The organism is Arthrobacter gyeryongensis, assembly GCF_039543785.1.
Classification (GTDB): domain Bacteria; phylum Actinomycetota; class Actinomycetes; order Actinomycetales; family Micrococcaceae; genus Arthrobacter; species Arthrobacter gyeryongensis.
Genome location: NZ_BAABKK010000034.1, coordinates 26648 through 41186, shown reverse-complemented (window position 1 = coordinate 41186; position 14539 = coordinate 26648). Strand labels below are relative to the sequence as shown.

The window sequence follows — 14539 nt, the reverse complement described above, 5'->3', positions numbered from 1 at the left end:
GCTGATCACATCCGTTCCGGAGCTGAAACGCCGAGGAGTTCAAGTCCGTTGGCAAGTACCTGGCTCGTGGCGTCGTTGAGCCACAGCCGTGTGCGGTTGACATCCTGGACCGGCTCATCGCCGAGCGGTGAGACGCGGCAGGCGTCGTACCAGCGGTGGTAGGCACCGGCGATGACCTCGAGATGGCGGGCCACACGATGCGGTTCGCGGAGCTCCGCTGCCTTGGCAACGATGGACGGGTAGCTGCCGAGGTAGGACAGCAGCTCGTTCTCGGTGGCGTGGTCCAACAGGGACGCGTCGAAGGCGCTGTGGTCGACGCCAGCCTCGATCGCGTTGCGTGCCGTGCCGCGGGAGCGGGCGTGCGCGTACTGCACGTAGAACACAGGGTTTTCGTTGCTGTTCTTCTTCAGCAGTTCCGGATCCAGTGTCAGCGGTGAATCAGCGGGGAAGCGCGCGAGCGAGTAGCGCACGGCGTCCTTCCCGAGCCATTCGATAAGGTCCTTGAGCTCGATGATGTTGCCGGCACGCTTGGACAGCTTGGCGCCGTTGACGGAGACCAGCTGGCCGATCAGGACCTCGATGTTGACCTCGGGGTCGTCGCCCGCACAGGCGGCGATGGCCTTGAGCCGGTTGATGTAGCCGTGGTGGTCGGCCCCGAGCAGGTAGATCTTCTCCGTGAAGCCGCGGTCCTTCTTCGACAGGTAGTACGCGGCGTCGGCGGCGAAATACGTGGGTTCGCCGTTGGCACGGATCATCACGCGGTCCTTGTCATCGCCGAAGTCCGTGGTGCGCAGCCACACTGCCCCGCCGTCGTCGAACACGTGGCCCTGCTCCCGGAGGCGGGCCACGGCGGATTCGATCGCACCGCCGTCGTGCAGTTCCTGCTCGGAGAAGAAGACATCGAAAGCCACGCCGAACCCGGCCAAGGTGTCCTTGATGTCCTTCATCTGGGCCTTGTAGGCGGCGGAACGGATCACGGGCAGTGCTGCCTCGTCGGTCAGCTCGCGGATTGCCGGATGGGCCTTGAGGACCTCGTCGCCGAGTTCCCGGATGTACTCACCTGGGTAGCCGCCCTCCGGAACGCCGCGTCCGTGCAGGCGGGACAGTACGGAGTTCGCGAAAACGTTCATCTGCGAGCCCGCGTCGTTGATGTAGTACTCCGCGGTGACGTCCGCACCGGAGGCGCGGAGGACGCGGGCAATGGAATCGCCCAGGGCGGCCCAGCGCGTGTGGCCGATGTGCAGCGGTCCCGTGGGGTTGGCCGAGACGAATTCCATGTTGACCACATGGCCTGCGAGCGCCTGGTTGGTTCCGTAGGAGCTTCCCGCCTCGACGATGACCTTGGCCAGCGCGCCGGCGGCGGCTGCATCCACGGTGATGTTGAGGAAGCCCGGGCCCGCGATGTCCACGGCAGTGACGCCGTCAATCGCTTCCAGTCGCTTGCCCAGGATCGTCGCGAATTCACGCGGGTTGGTCCCGGCGTGCTTGGCAAGCTGCAAGGCAATGTTCGTGGCCCAGTCGCCGTGCTCCCGGTTCTTGGGTCGCTCCACGCGCACATCCTCAGGGAGGGCAGATTCTGAAAGCGCAAGCTCGCCGGCGGCGACAGCGTCTTTCAGGCAGGCGGATATGGCGGCTGAGAGTTCTTCGGGAGTCACCTGTCTAGCCTACCGGTGGGGCTTGCAAGTGGTGGAATTTGTGCTTAGCAATGCGCACACGCGGGCACCAGCGCGCACCCAGCCGGCGCCCAGCTTCGGCCAGTCGAGCTCCCAGACTGAACCGATAGGCTGAAATCAACGTCAATGGTGTGATCGGCCCACGGCCCGGAGCAATGTGCATTGACCCTTTTTCTTGTCCAGTTGACGAGTCCAGTTGAAACGAGCAGAACCATGACCACGCCACTCCGCAAGGGCCTTCTGGTGGGCGCCGCCGGCCTCTCCCTGGCCAGTTCGGTGGCAGCTTGCGCCCCCTCGGCCCAAGGCAGCACCCCGCAAAAGACCTCCACGATCTCCGGCCCGTACAAGGACGGTACCTACAGCGCGGACGGTGACTACATTTCACCCAACGGCGGTGAAACCGTGGGCGTCAAGCTGACCTTGGCCGGCAGCACTATTTCCGCTGTGGACATCACCGTCCATGCCAACAACCCGAACACCAAGGAATTCCAGGGGCAGTTCAAGAACGGAATCGCCGCGCAGGTGGTCGGAAAGAAACTGGACGAGATCAACGTCTCAAAGGTTGCCGGCTCCTCGCTGACCAGCGAAGGATTCAACAAGGCCGTGGAAACCATCAAGTCCGAGGCCAAGTAGGCGCATGACGCACACGGGCTGGAGCGATTTCAGCTTCGACGGTATCGGGACCAGATGGGAAATCTCGACGCCGGAGGAACTCCCGGACGGGGTGCGCGCCAGCCTGCTCGGCGTCGTGGAGGACTACGACCGAAGCTATTCGCGTTTCCGGGACGACTCCTTGCTTGCAGCGCTCGCCCGTGAAGCCGGCACCGTCACCCTCCCGGCCGGGGCAGGAGAGCTGGAACAGCTATTCAGAAAGCTGTACCGCCTCAGCAACGGCGCCATGACGCCGCTCATCGGCGGCAGCCTCGAGCGGCTCGGCTACGGTGCGGGCTATGCCTTGCGGCCCCTCGGCCACCCGGTGCCAGCGCCGCGTTGGGAAGACGTCCTTGAGTGGAACGGTACAGAGATCTCCGCTTCCGCTCCCGTGGTCCTTGACATCGGTGCTGCCGGGAAAGGCCAGCTGGTGGACCTTGCGGCTGCGGTCCTGCGGTCCGCGGGAATCACGGAGTTCCTTGTCGATGCCAGCGGCGACATGCTCCATTCCGGGGCGGAACCCTTGGGCGTGGCCCTCGAACACCCCTACGACCCCACCCAGGCGATCGGCGTCGTCGAAGTCCACGACGGCGCGCTGTGCGCTTCCGCAGCCAACCGCAGGGCGTGGGGCGACGGACTGCACCATGTCCTCGACGGCGCGACCGGTCGCCCGATAGAGACGGTAGTGGCCACGTGGACCATGGCTGCCACGGCAATGGAAGCCGATGCCTTGGCCACGGCGCTCTTCATGGTGGATCCGACAGTGCTTGAGGGAGAATTCGATTTCTCCTGGCTCCAGGTTTATTCGGACGGATATGCCGCCTATTCGGCCGGCTTCGAAGGGACACTGTTCTCATGATTGCCATCAAAGCGCGCGTGGATGCCTGGCTCGGCCGTTTCACGATGTACCGGCTGATCCTCTGGGTCCTTGCCGTGCTCGCGGCGTACAGCCTGGTGTTGGACGCCTTGGGCTGGCTAAGCTTCGGGCTGCCTGAAATGCTGCTGCACCTCGTGCTGTGCCTGGGCCTGACGTACGCATCCAACCGGCTCATGGCGATGCTCTTCAAGGTCCAGCCGCATTCGGAGTCCTCGCTCATCACGGGCCTTCTGCTGTACTTCCTGTTCTGGCCCACCGAGCTGATTCCTTCGGTCCAGATCCTCGATCTCGCGGGGGTCACCGCGGCATGCGTCTTGGCCTCGGCATCCAAATACGTCCTGGCGTTCCGCGGCCGGCACATTTTCAATCCGGCAGCGGCGGGCGCCTTCATCGCCGGGCTCACTGGCTTGAACATCGCCACGTGGTGGGCCGCAACTCCAGCCATGCTGTGGCTCCTGGTTCCCGGCGTGCTCCTGGTGCTGTACCGGACGCTGAAGGTGCTCATGGCCTGCGTTTTCCTCGTGGTGGCGCTGTCGGTGGGGTGCGCCGTGCTCCTGCGCGGCGGCATGACCTTCGGCTCCGCCTTGTGGCAACCGATCGCGCAGCAGCCGCTTCTCTTTTTCGTCGGCTTCATGCTCACCGAGCCCCTCACCCTGCCTCCCCGCCGATGGCAGCAAGTGGCACTGGCCGCCGTCGTGGCCTTGTTTTTTGCTGTGCCGTACAACGTGGCGGGCGTGGCCAATTCGCCGGAACTCGCGCTGCTCATCGGGAACCTCCTCGCCTTCCTCGTGGGACAGCGCGGCGGAATCATGCTGACGTACAGAGGTTCGCGTCCGCTGACGCCTTTCACCACCGAATTCCGTTTTGAGCCACGACGGCCCGTCCGTTTCCTGCCGGGTCAGTTCATGGAACTCAGCCTTCCGCATTCGCGCTCGGACGGGAAAGGACGGCGGCGCGTCTTCAGCATCACCAGCCCGCCCGACTCGCCTGAAATGACATTCGGCGTCGGCACGGCGGAACCAGTCTCCGCCGCCAAGCGCGCGTTGCTCGCGCTTGAGCCTGGAGAGTGCATCAGTGGAACAGCGGTGGGCGGTGACTTTGTCCTGCCGCCCGACGCCGGTAAACCCGTGCTGCTCATCGCGGCTGGAATCGGGATTGCACCTTTCCTTTCCCAGCTCGCGTCCGGCGACTCCGCACGAAGGGACATCGTCGTGCTGTATCTGGCCCCCAGCGTCGCCGAACTTGCCGGGAGCGATGTCCTGGAGGCCTCGGGCGCACGGGTCATCGCCCGCCTTTCGGACGGGTCCCCACCGCCGTCGTTCATGCACGACGCCGGGCAGGGCCGCATCGATGGCGACTCCCTGCGGGAGCTCATCCCCGATGTCGCCAAGCGGGACGTGTACGTCTCCGGGTCCCCGGCAAACGTGGACACCCTTCGCTCCGCCGCCCGCCATGCCGGAGCCCGACGAATCCACGTGGACGCTTTCGCGGGCTACTGACGGCTCGCCCCCGCCCGTTTTCCATTGCGGCGCGGTGACCTGCTAAGCTCGTGGACGTCCCTCCGGCAACGGACGGGAGCCCCGGATGCCCTCGTAGCTCAGGGGATAGAGCGTCTGCCTCCGGAGCAGAAGGCCGTAGGTTCGAATCCTATCGAGGGCACAACAGAAAAACCCCGCCAGTTCAAGGAACCGGCGGGGTTTTTCTTTGCCTGGCCGCGCCGTGGTGGTCCGAGGACATGCCGCACCGGGCCCGCAAAAAAGTCGGTGGCCGCTCCTAAGCTGTTCGTACCCGTCCAAAAGGTACGAAAGGGTTCGCCGTGATTTGTTCCATCATTCCTCCCTACATGCTGCGAAGGCTGGCGGCCCAGCACGAGCCCCGCCTGCGCGTAATTGCGCGCGCGGCCAAGGAATCCCTGCTGCACATCAAGAACCTCCAGGCGGTCCGGGCGCTTCCGGTGCCGGTCCCTGTGCCCACGGCGCGCCAGGCGAAGCCCGGCCCGCCCAAGCGGACCATCTACGACGCCGGCTCCGCCGAGGCTTTGCCGGGGAAGCTTGTCCGCAAGGAGAAAGGTCCGGCGACGGGCGACGCTGCCGCCGATGAAGCCTACGACGGACTGGGCGAAACCCACGCGCTTTATGCCGAGGCGTTCAGCCGGAATTCGATCGACGGCGCCGGGCTGAAACTCGATGCCACGGTCCACTACGGTGAGCTGTACGACAACGCCTTCTGGAACGGCAGCCAAATGGTCTTCGGTGATGGCGACGGCGAGATCTTCCAGAGGTTCACGAAGTCGCTCAGCGTGATAGGGCACGAGCTCGCCCACGGCGTCACCCAGTACACGGCAGCCCTCGCATACCGGAACCAGGCCGGAGCCCTCAACGAGTCCATGTCGGATGTTTTCGGGTCACTCGTGGAGCAGTATGCCAAAAAGCAGTCTGCAGCCGAAGCCAGCTGGCTGATCGGCGAGGGCTTGTTCACCGACGCCGTCCAAGGCGCCGCCCTCCGATCCATGAAAGCACCAGGGACCGCGTATGACGACGACGTGCTCGGGAAGGATCCGCAACCGGACTCCATGGACAAGTACGTCCGCACCACCGCGGACAACGGCGGGGTCCACATCAACTCAGGCATCCCCAACCGCGCGTTCTCCCTTGTTGCCCTCGAGCTGGGCGGTAATGCCTGGGAGGCGCCGGGACAGATCTGGTACAACACGCTGAGCAGCGGCTCACTGCCTGCGACGTGCACCTTCGGGCGCTTCGCAAAAGCCACAGTGGCGTCTGCAGAGGAGCTCTTCGGAGCCGGTTCGAACGAGCATGACGCAGTCCGCAAGGCGTGGGAAACTGTGAAGGTAAAGCTCTAGCAGCACCCTCCGGAGCAGTGGAAGCCGCAGAACATGAAAATCACTGTCCAGCGCAGCGGTGGCGTCGCCGCGATCACACGCGTTTGGACCGTGGATGCCGCCACTTCCGAAGACAAGAGACGCTGGATGCCGATCGTGGAGGCCTGCCCTTGGGACCAGGTGCCATCCCGCGCACTAGCACCCGCGCAGGCAGCCGGTAGAGGGGCCGGGCAAGCCGACCGGTTCATGTATTCGATCCGCGCCGGACAACACCGGGCCACGCTTCCGGAAACCGATGTCACCGGGCCATGGCACACCCTCGTGGAGAACGCCAAGGTAGAGGGACACGAGACCCTCCGCCGCTAGCCGACCTCCGCCAACTGGCCACGGAAAGCCCTGCGGTACGACTGCGGGCTCGTGTCCAGGACCTTGGCGAAGTGGTGCCGCAGCAGCACGGAATGTCCGAACCCGGCTTCGCGCGCAACCTCGTCGATGTTCAGCTCCGTGGTTTCCAGGAGTTCCTGTGCCCGGAGCACGCGCTGCGAGTTGAGCCACGCCGCCGGTGTGGCACCTGTTTCGGCCCGGAACCGGCGCGCGAAGGTCCGGGCGGACATGTGCAGCCGGGCCGCCAGTTCGTTGACGCTGTGATCCCGGTCGAGGTTCTCCACCATCCAGCGCAACAATGCCTCCATTGGCGCGGAGCCGCACGTAGGCATGGGCCGGTCGATGAACTGGGCCTGGCCGCCGTCGCGGTGCGGCGGAACCACCATGTCGCGGGCAATCGCAGCAGCAACGTGGGCGCCAAGCTCGACGCGAACCAGATGCAGGCAGGCGTCAATGCCGGCGGCCGTGCCGGCACTTGTGATGATCGTTCCGTCCTGGACGTAGAGCACATTTTCGTCCACGTGAATCTGCGGGTACCTGCTGGCGAGGTCCTGTGAATAATGCCAGTGCGTGGTGCAGCGGCGCCCGTCAAGGAGGCCTGCACGGGCAAGCGCGTACGCCCCGGAACAAATTGACATGACCCAGGCCCCGCGCGCGTGCGCCGCCCGTAGCGCAGCCAATACAGACTCCGGCACGTCCTCATCCCGTCCGTATGGAGCCATGATGACCAGGTCGGCATCGGCCGTGGCTTCCAGGCCCAGGCCGACGTGCATCGATAGCCCGGACTTCATCTTCACGTCTCCGGGGACGGGAGTGCAGACCCTGAAGTCAAAGCCGGGAACCCCACTCCCGCGGTCCGCGCGGTCAATGCCAAAGACCTCGCAGGCGGTCCCGAATTCGAAGATCGAGAAGTTGGGAACAACAATGATTGCCACCGTTTTCAACATAGATCCAGTGTGGCAGAAAATTGCCTAAACGGGTCGTTTCTGCCACTGTTTCTTGGGGTGCACCAGGACCACGATGGAGTCATGGAATTCATCGGAGTCTTGCTCTTCATCATCCTCATCATCACGGCCGCCGCTTCCATCTCAGCTGTCCTTCGGGACGGCCGCGGCCGGCTTCCCGACCGTTCCGAGCCCTGGACGGCGAGGGATCTGCCTAACAACTCATGCTGGACCCTGCGCGCGTTCTAAGCACAGTCTGCTCCTGAACACGGACGATTTTTGTCCGCATCTTGGGCTAGATTCAATGCCATGATCCAGACATCCGCGAGGCTCCTGCAATTGCTGTCCTTGTTGCAGGTCCGGCGTGAATGGACCGGCCCGGCATTGGCCAAGCGGATGGGTGTCACCGAGCGCACCGTCCGCCGCGACATCGACAAGCTCCGGAACCTCGGCTACCCCATCCACGCTTCGCCGGGCATAGCCGGCGGCTATCAGCTGGGCGCCGGGGCGCAGCTCCCGCCGTTGCTGCTCGACGACAATGAAGCACTCGCCGTCGCACTGGGGCTCAACTCCGTGGCGGCGGGTCCGGTCGCCGGTATCGGCGAAGCGTCGGTTCGAGCCTTGGCCAAGCTCGAACAGGTGCTGCCCGCGCGTCTCCGCCCGAAGTTCGCGATGCTCAAGGCCGCGGTCACCACACTGCCCAGCAACGCGGCGTCGGTGGACCCCCAGCAGCTCACAGTGGTCTCTGCGGCAATTGCGGACAAGCGACAACTCAGTTTCGACTACGTCAAGGCTGACGGCGACGCTGGCCGGCGTCTGGTGGAGCCATACCGGCTGGTGGACACCGGGCGGCGCTGGTACCTCGTCGCGTGGGATGTGGACCGGGAGGACTGGCGCACGTTCCGCGCCGACCGCATCGCCTCGCTACCGGCCGAACGGAAGAAGTATGTGCCGCGCCCCCTGCCGGCCAAGGACCTCGCGGACTACGTCCAGCGCTCCGTGACCCGCTCGCCGTACCGTTACGACGTCGTCGTGCGTCTCCACGCCCCCATCGCCGAGGTGGCCGCCGTCGTCGGCCCGCAGCTCGCGAGCTTGAGCGACGACGGCGGGAACGCCACCCTGCTCCGTGCCGGCTGGGACAGCCTGGCCCAGCCCGCGGCGCACCTCGCGGCGCTCGACATGGACTTTGAGATCATCTCTCCGGAGGAATTCAAGGAATATGCCCGCACCATGGCCGGGCGATTGGAAAAGGCCGCCGGGAAGCACGCACTGCAAGGCGACGCGCCGCCACAGTAGACTGTCAGCAGCCATGACACTTCATATTTCCTACCCCGCAGAGCTGCCCGTCTCCGAGCGCCGCGAGGACTTGATGGCGGCCATCGCCGCAAACCAGGTGACCATCATCGCCGGCGAAACCGGTTCCGGCAAGACAACCCAGATCCCGAAAATGTGCCTGGAACTCGGCCTCGGGGACAAGGGCTTGATCGGCCACACCCAGCCGCGCCGCCTTGCCGCGCGTACCGTTGCCGAACGCATCGCCTTCGAAATGGGCGTGGAGATAGGGCAGGAAGTGGGCTTCCAGGTCCGTTTCACCGGCGAAGTCAGCAGGGCAACCAAAATCAAGCTGATGACCGACGGCATCCTGCTGGCCGAGATCCAGCGGGACAAGCTCTTGCGCAAGTACAGCGCCATCATCATTGACGAGGCGCACGAGCGCAGCCTCAACATCGACTTCATCCTGGGCTACCTCAAGCGGATCCTGCCGCAAAGGCCGGACCTGAAGGTCATCATCACCTCGGCGACCATCGACCCCCAGCGTTTCGCGAAGCATTTCGGCAGCGAAGAAGAACCTGCGCCGATCATCGAAGTCTCGGGCCGGACCTACCCGGTGGAGATCCGCTACCGTCCGCTATCCCAGCCGGCCGGCGGCAGTGCCTCCGGCGAAGATGAGGACGCGTCGGACGACGAGCTTGAGGAGGACCGCGATCCCCTCGACGCCGTGTGCGACGCCGTCGACGAGCTCGCCCTCGAGGCTCCGGGAGACATCCTCGTGTTCTTCTCCGGCGAGCGCGAAATCCGCGACGCGGCGGAAGCCCTGAACGGCCGGATCCAAGCCAACCGCAGGCTGGCGGGCACGGAAGTCCTCCCGTTGTTTGCCCGATTGAGCCTGCAGGAGCAGCACAGGGTCTTCAACCCGGGCGGCAAACGGCGGATCATCCTTGCCACCAACGTCGCGGAAACTTCCCTGACGGTGCCGGGCATCAAATACGTCATCGACACCGGCACGGCCCGCATCTCGCGTTACTCGCACCGCACCAAAGTGCAACGGCTGCCGATCGAACGTGTTTCGCAGGCATCGGCAAGCCAGCGTTCCGGCCGCTGCGGTCGCGTGTCCGAAGGTATCGCCATCCGGCTCTATTCCGAGGAAGACTTCGAGTCCCGCCCCCCGTTCACTGATCCGGAGATCCTGAGGACCAACCTTGCCGCGGTCATCCTGCAGATGACCGCCATGGGTGTTGCCCGCGGCCCCAAGGACGTCGAGAACTTCCCCTTTGTTGAGCCGCCGGACTCCCGCGCCATCAACGACGGCGTCACGCTGCTGCGCGAACTCGGCGCCCTAAGCGCAGCGCGCACGGGCGACGGCGAGGCTCCCCCGGCCATCGACGGCGGCAACGCGCGCACCGGGGGCGCAGAAAACCGGGGCGGCCTGACCGCCGTCGGGCAGAAGTTGGCCCAGCTCCCGGTGGACCCGCGGCTCGGCCGCATGATTGTGGAAGCCGGAAAGCGCGGCTGTGTCAAAGAAGTCATGATCCTGGCAGCGGCCTTGACCATCCAGGATCCGCGGGAGCGTCCGAGCGATAAGCAGCAGCTTGCCGCCGAGAAGCACGCGCGCTTCCGGGACGAGAACTCGGACTTCACCGGATTCCTGAATCTGTGGAACTACATCCAGGAAAAACAGCAGGAGCTCTCCTCCACGCAGTTCCGCCGGCTGTGCAGGAACGAGTTCATCAACTACCTGCGCGTCCGCGAATGGCAGGACCTCTTCCAGCAATTGCGCCAGCTCGCCAAGCCGCTGGGAATCACTATCGACAACAAGCGCGAGGCCGACCCCGTAGGCAACAACGAGGGAATCCACATCAGCCTGCTTTCGGGGCTGCTGAGCCACATCGGCATGCTGGATGAACGCAAGCGCGAATACGCCGGAGCACGAGGCAGCCGTTTCGCCATCTTCCCGGGCTCGGCGTTGTTCAAGAAGTCGCCCGCTTTTGTCATGGCCGCGGAGTTGGTTGAAACTAGCCGGCTCTGGGCCCGGGTCGCGGCGAAATTCGATCCCCTGTGGGCCGAGCAAGTCGCACCGGATCTCGTGAAGCGCTCCTACAGCGAGCCCCACTGGTCCACCCGGACGGGCTCGGTCATGGCGCACGAGAAGGTGATGCTCTACGGGGTTCCCATCATCCCGAACCGCCGCATCAACTACGGCAGGATCGACCCCGAGCTTTGCCGCGAACTCTTCATCCGGCATGCCCTGGTAGAAGGCGACTGGAAGACGCACCACAAATTCTTCCACCGCAACCGCGCCTTGCTCCACGAGATCGAGGAACTCGAGACGCGGATGCGCCGCCGGGACATCCTGGTGGACGATCACACGCTGTTCGAGTTCTACGACGCCAGGATCGGCAAGGACGTGGTTTCCGAACGCCACTTCGACAAATGGTGGAAGGAAGCCCGCCAGCAGGACCCCACCTTGTTGGACTTCGACCAATCGCTGCTCATCAGCGAGGACGCCGAAGCCCTGGACGATTCCGCCTACCCGAAAACCTGGCTGCACAAGGGCTTTGACCTGCCCCTGAGCTACGAGTTCCATCCCGTGGCTCCCGGCTCCCCGCCCAATCCCTCGGACGGCGTAACAGCCGAGGTTCCCGTGCTGTTCCTCAACCAGCTCGACGACGCCGCCTTCCGATGGCAGATACCCGGCCAGCGGGTGGAGCTCGTCACGGCCCTGATCAAGTCGCTGCCCAAACAGATCCGCAAGAACTTCGTGCCGGCCCCGGACGTGGCCCGGCAAGCGGCTGCTGCCTTGGAAGCCGACTTCGATCCCGCCTCGGACGATCTTGAGGCCTCGCTCGAGCTGGTGCTGCGCCGTATCCGGGGACACATCATTCCTCCGGGATCGTGGAATTGGGACGCTGTGCCGGCGCACCTCCGCGTCAGCTTCAAGGTAGTGGACAGCCGCGGAAAGGTGCTCGACGAAGGCAAGGACCTTGCCGCGCTCCAGGAACAGCTGGCCCCGGCTACCCGCCGGGCCATCGCCGAATCCCTCGGGGCAACACCCGCGACGACGGCACGCGCCAACGGTCCGAAGGGCGCCCCAAATGCCGGCGGTACCGGATCCAGCGGCGGAAACGGCCGCGGCGGGACGACCCAGCAGTCCGCCGGTTTCCTGTCCGAGCAAACCGGGCTGACCGAGTGGACTTTCGGAGCTATCGAACGCCAAGTGACGCGCACGGTGAAGGGGCACGATGTCACGGGCTTTCCCGCTCTTGTGGATGAGGGAAAATCCGTTGCGTTGCGCGTGTTCCAGACCCGGGCGGAGCAGGAGCCGGCAATGCGCGGCGGCGTTATCCGGCTGCTCGTCCTGCGGGTTCCCGCCCCGGACCGCTACGTCCTGGAACATCTGAACAACACGGAGAAGTTGACGTTCAGCCAGAACCCTCACGGCTCGGTGAGCGCCTTGATCGCGGACTGCGTCCTGGCGGCCGTCGACAAGCTGACTCCGGCCGAACTTCCTTGGGACAAGGCGGCGTTCGACGCCCTGTACGAACTGGTCCGTGCGGAGCTGATCGACACCGTCTTCACGGTGACCGCCGTCGTCGAACGCATCTTGGGGAGCACCCGGCGGATCGAGAAGCAACTCAAGGCCAGCACGAGCCTCGCCTTGATCAGCGCGCTCAACGACATGAAGAGCCAACTGGAGCAGCTCGTGTTCCCCGGTTTTGTGGCACGGACGGGCTACGCCCAATTGAGCCAGCTGCCCCGGTATCTGGCCGGAATCGAGAAACGCCTCGAAAAGCTCCCGAACAATGTCCAGCGCGACGGGCTGAACATGTCCGTCGTGCAGGCCTTGGAAGACGACTACGACGACGCCGTCTCCGCGCTGCTGCCCGGCCGACGAGCAGGAGCCGAGTTAACACGGGTGCGCTGGATGATCGAGGAGCTGCGCGTGAGCCTTTTCGCCGTCGAGCTCGGCACAGCCTACTCGGTTTCGGAAAAGCGCATCCGGACCGTCCTCAACCAGGCGCTGGCACCCGCGTAGCCGGGCAGTACCGACGCTCGCTCACCTATACACGCCTTTCCCCCGACGCTCGCTCACCTATGCAGGCCTTTCCCTGCCAAAGGTGAGCGGGCGTTTGGAAAAACACCACCAAAGGTGAGCGGGCGTTTGGAAAAACACCACCAAAGGTGAGCGGGCGTCACCCCGGAACCGGGTCGCCGGACCGCAAGGGTGCTGCCACCTCGGCGGCTTCTCGGGGCCTCAGTCCGCCGGAACGAAGTCGCCGTGCCCGGCGGCGACGAGGCCGGCGCGGAGCTTCGCCGCGTTCGCGTCGAGCCGCGCAGGGTCCGGGTTGTGCTCTACGGTTCCGAAGTCGAAATCGGCCAGGGACGTTGCCGGGAAGACGTGCACGTGAAAGTGCTCCACTTCGAATCCCACGACGGAGAGTCCTGCCCGTGGCGCGCCAAACGCCTCCACTTGTGCCTTGCCGATTGTCTGCGCGACGGACATGACTTTGTTGAGGAGCTCAGGGGGAACGTCGGTCCAGCGGTCCACCTCTTGGCGCGGCACCACGAGCGTGTGGCCGTCGGTAAGCGGGGCGATGGTCAGGAAGCCCACGACGTCGTCGTCCTTCCAGACAAAACGTCCGGGAATCTCGCCGTTGATGATCTTGGTAAACAGGGTGCTCATACGTCTGCCTTTTCCGAAGCGGGCTGAAGGGTCTTGGTATCGAGGACGAAACGGTATTTGACGTCGCCGGCAACCATGCGGTCGTAGGCTTCGTTGAGTTGCCGGGCAGTGACGACTTCGACGTCGCTTACTATGCCGTGCTCGGCACAGAAGTCCAGCATTTCCTGGGTCTCGGCAATGCCGCCGATCAACGAGCCCGCATAGGAGAGGCGGCGCCGGATCAGCGCGCCGGGGTTGACCGGGGGCATGGCGGTGGGAGGGAGCCCCAATTGGAAGAGGGCCCCGTTCAGCCGCAAGGTGCGGAAGTACGGGTTGAGGTCATGGGGCGCCGCCACGGTGTCGATAATGACGTCGATGGTGCGGTTGGCGCCTTCCATTGCCTCGGGATCCTTCGAGAGGATCACGTCGTCGGCGCCAAGTTCTATTGCCGCCTCGAACTTGGCCTCCGAGGTGGTGAAGACCACTACGTGCGCCCCCATGGCCTTCGCAATCTTGACCGCCATGTGGCCCAGCCCACCGAGTCCGACGACGCCTACGACGTCCCCCTCCTCGACGTCGAAGTAGCGCAGCGGCGAGTAGGTGGTGATGCCCGCGCACAGCAACGGCGCCGCCGCTGCAGGGTCGAGGCCCTCTGGCACCCGGAGCACGAAGCGGCGGTCAACCACCACCGAGGTGGAGTACCCGCCCTGGGTGATGGAGTTGCCGTTCCGCGCGTCCTTCACCCCATAGGTGCCGACGTTTCCGCGTTCGCAATACTGCTCCAGGCCTTCGAGGCAGCTGCCGCACTCGCGGCAGGAATCCACCATGCAGCCGACGCCCACCAGGTCTCCCGGTGCGAAGTCGTCGACGGCGGAGCCAACGCTGCGGACCCGGCCCACGATTTCGTGGCCGGGGACCAACGGATAGTCCTGGGCCCCCCATTCGCCCCGTGTCGCGTGGACGTCGGAGTGGCAGAGGCCGCAGAAATCGATCTCGATCTCGACGTCGTCTTCCTTGGGAACGCGGCGGGCCACGGTCAGCGGGACAAGACCGCTGTCCGCAGAAGTGGCGCCGTATGCGGCCGCGAGTGTCGGCGTGCCGTGCGCGCCGGGTGTTGATGGCGCGCCGGGTGTAGATGGGGCGGCCTCCGCTGTCTCGTCAGCCACGACGAGCGGCTTGCCAAGGGGTGGAGGAACGGGGCGTCCGGGAGTCATGCTTCGACGCTACCCC

12 protein-coding genes and 1 tRNA gene are annotated in these 14539 nt (G+C 65.0%); 9 read left to right on the top strand and 4 right to left on the bottom strand.

Translation table 11 applies throughout. The features are described 5' to 3' along the window. Positions 1–5: 5 nt before the first annotated feature. Positions 6–1655, bottom strand: coding sequence for an arginine--tRNA ligase (gene argS, locus ABEA18_RS22095; RefSeq protein WP_236811750.1), 1650 nt, complete (start codon positions 1653–1655; stop codon positions 6–8). 231 nt (positions 1656–1886) lie between these two features. Here argS and ABEA18_RS22090 point away from each other — a divergent pair, with 231 nt between their 5' ends. From ABEA18_RS22090 to ABEA18_RS22065, 6 genes are all read left to right on the top strand, one after another. Beyond that, on the top strand, positions 1887–2306 hold the full coding sequence (locus ABEA18_RS22090) for an FMN-binding protein (protein WP_236811752.1): 420 nt from the start codon (positions 1887–1889) through the stop codon (positions 2304–2306). 4 nt (positions 2307–2310) lie between these two features. After that, the gene (locus ABEA18_RS22085; RefSeq protein ID WP_345452812.1) at positions 2311–3183 is read left to right on the top strand and encodes an FAD:protein FMN transferase; all 873 of its coding nucleotides are present in this window, start codon (positions 2311–2313) and stop codon (positions 3181–3183) included. Continuing rightward, on the top strand, positions 3180–4700 hold the full coding sequence (locus ABEA18_RS22080; RefSeq protein ID WP_345452810.1) for an FAD-dependent oxidoreductase: 1521 nt from the start codon (positions 3180–3182) through the stop codon (positions 4698–4700). Before ABEA18_RS22085 ends, ABEA18_RS22080 begins: the two co-directional genes overlap by 4 nt. A gap of 87 nt (positions 4701–4787) precedes the next feature. After that, positions 4788–4860, top strand: a tRNA-Arg gene (locus ABEA18_RS22075). A 184-nt stretch (positions 4861–5044) separates the two neighbouring features. Further along, complete coding sequence (locus ABEA18_RS22070; RefSeq protein ID WP_345452870.1) at positions 5045–6061, top strand: M4 family metallopeptidase; 1017 nt, start codon at positions 5045–5047, stop codon at positions 6059–6061. A gap of 33 nt (positions 6062–6094) precedes the next feature. Further along, complete coding sequence (locus tag ABEA18_RS22065) at positions 6095–6406, top strand: protealysin inhibitor emfourin (protein ID WP_345452809.1); 312 nt, start codon at positions 6095–6097, stop codon at positions 6404–6406. Here the strand turns inward: ABEA18_RS22065 and ABEA18_RS22060 are convergent. Further along, a complete protein-coding gene (locus ABEA18_RS22060) occupies positions 6403–7371 on the bottom strand; it encodes a GlxA family transcriptional regulator (protein ID WP_345452808.1) in 969 nt (322 codons plus the stop codon). The genes ABEA18_RS22065 and ABEA18_RS22060 overlap by 4 nt on opposite strands. An 81-nt stretch (positions 7372–7452) precedes the next feature. Here ABEA18_RS22060 and ABEA18_RS22055 point away from each other — a divergent pair, with 81 nt between their 5' ends. The 3 genes from ABEA18_RS22055 to hrpA are packed head-to-tail and all read left to right on the top strand — an operon-like array spanning position 7453 to position 12682. Further along, positions 7453–7617 (top strand): hypothetical protein, encoded by a 165-nt coding sequence (locus ABEA18_RS22055; RefSeq protein WP_236811764.1) that lies wholly within the window; start codon positions 7453–7455, stop codon positions 7615–7617. A 60-nt stretch (positions 7618–7677) separates the two neighbouring features. After that, positions 7678–8664 (top strand): helix-turn-helix transcriptional regulator, encoded by a 987-nt coding sequence (locus ABEA18_RS22050; protein WP_345452805.1) that lies wholly within the window; start codon positions 7678–7680, stop codon positions 8662–8664. A gap of 13 nt (positions 8665–8677) precedes the next feature. Further along, the gene (gene hrpA / locus ABEA18_RS22045; protein WP_345452804.1) at positions 8678–12682 is read left to right on the top strand and encodes an ATP-dependent RNA helicase HrpA; all 4005 of its coding nucleotides are present in this window, start codon (positions 8678–8680) and stop codon (positions 12680–12682) included. Positions 12683–12901: 219 nt separating this feature from the next. Here hrpA and ABEA18_RS22040 read toward each other — a convergent pair whose 3' ends face one another. Both ABEA18_RS22040 and ABEA18_RS22035 read right to left on the bottom strand, forming a co-directional pair. Continuing rightward, on the bottom strand, positions 12902–13330 hold the full coding sequence (locus ABEA18_RS22040; protein WP_345452803.1) for an HIT family protein: 429 nt from the start codon (positions 13328–13330) through the stop codon (positions 12902–12904). After that, positions 13327–14523, bottom strand: coding sequence for an NAD(P)-dependent alcohol dehydrogenase (locus ABEA18_RS22035; protein ID WP_345452802.1), 1197 nt, complete (start codon positions 14521–14523; stop codon positions 13327–13329). Before ABEA18_RS22035 ends, ABEA18_RS22040 begins: the two co-directional genes overlap by 4 nt. Positions 14524–14539: the final 16 nt, after the last annotated feature.

Coding starts and splice junctions, on each gene's coding strand:
- ABEA18_RS22085 (WP_345452812.1), top strand. CDS start 2,311: ATGACGCACACGGGCTGGAGCGATTTCAGCTTCGACGGTATCGGGACC.
- ABEA18_RS22065 (WP_345452809.1), top strand. CDS start 6,095: ATGAAAATCACTGTCCAGCGCAGCGGTGGCGTCGCCGCGATCACACGC.
- hrpA (WP_345452804.1), top strand. CDS start 8,678: ATGACACTTCATATTTCCTACCCCGCAGAGCTGCCCGTCTCCGAGCGC.
- ABEA18_RS22055 (WP_236811764.1), top strand. CDS start 7,453: ATGGAATTCATCGGAGTCTTGCTCTTCATCATCCTCATCATCACGGCC.
- ABEA18_RS22090 (WP_236811752.1), top strand. CDS start 1,887: ATGACCACGCCACTCCGCAAGGGCCTTCTGGTGGGCGCCGCCGGCCTC.
- ABEA18_RS22035 (WP_345452802.1), bottom strand. CDS start 14,523: ATGACTCCCGGACGCCCCGTTCCTCCACCCCTTGGCAAGCCGCTCGTC.
- ABEA18_RS22080 (WP_345452810.1), top strand. CDS start 3,180: ATGATTGCCATCAAAGCGCGCGTGGATGCCTGGCTCGGCCGTTTCACG.
- ABEA18_RS22050 (WP_345452805.1), top strand. CDS start 7,678: ATGATCCAGACATCCGCGAGGCTCCTGCAATTGCTGTCCTTGTTGCAG.
- ABEA18_RS22070 (WP_345452870.1), top strand. CDS start 5,045: ATGCTGCGAAGGCTGGCGGCCCAGCACGAGCCCCGCCTGCGCGTAATT.
- ABEA18_RS22060 (WP_345452808.1), bottom strand. CDS start 7,371: ATGTTGAAAACGGTGGCAATCATTGTTGTTCCCAACTTCTCGATCTTC.
- ABEA18_RS22040 (WP_345452803.1), bottom strand. CDS start 13,330: ATGAGCACCCTGTTTACCAAGATCATCAACGGCGAGATTCCCGGACGT.